This window comes from Bremerella alba, assembly GCF_013618625.1.
GTDB classification, from domain to species: Bacteria; Planctomycetota; Planctomycetia; order Pirellulales; family Pirellulaceae; genus Bremerella; species Bremerella alba.
This window is the reverse complement of sequence record NZ_JABRWO010000028.1, coordinates 1-381: the sequence shown is the minus strand read 5'-3', so window position 1 is coordinate 381 and position 381 is coordinate 1. Positions and strand designations below refer to the sequence as shown.

The 381-nt window shown below is 58.5% G+C and carries 1 protein-coding gene; it reads left to right on the top strand.

All coding sequences use genetic code 11. The features are described 5' to 3' along the window. On the top strand, positions 1-381 hold a 381-nt coding region (locus HOV93_RS25480), incomplete at both ends, for a hypothetical protein (protein WP_207399380.1).

Below are 381 nucleotides of genomic sequence, written 5' to 3'. Positions count from 1 at the left end.
CTGAATCGTTCGTCTTGACCGTCAACGAAGTGGTCGCTGGCAACACGGCTCCTACTGTGTCGGCGGTGGAAGACCAAGCGATCGACCAAGACTCAGCTACCGATCCTCTGGCCTTCACCGTGGGTGACGCCGAGTCGGCAGTTGAAGACCTGGTTGTGAGTGTCGAATCGGACAACCCAGCTTTGGTGGACGCCGCTGGGATTATTGTCGCCGGTGACGGTGCCGATAAGACCTTGATCGTCACACCGCTGGCTGGCGTAACCGGTACGGCCAATATCACCATTAGCGTGAGCGACGGTGAAGAGACGACGACTGAATCGTTCGTCTTGACCGTCAACGAAGTGGTCGCTGGCAACACGGCTCCTACTGTGTCGGCGGTGG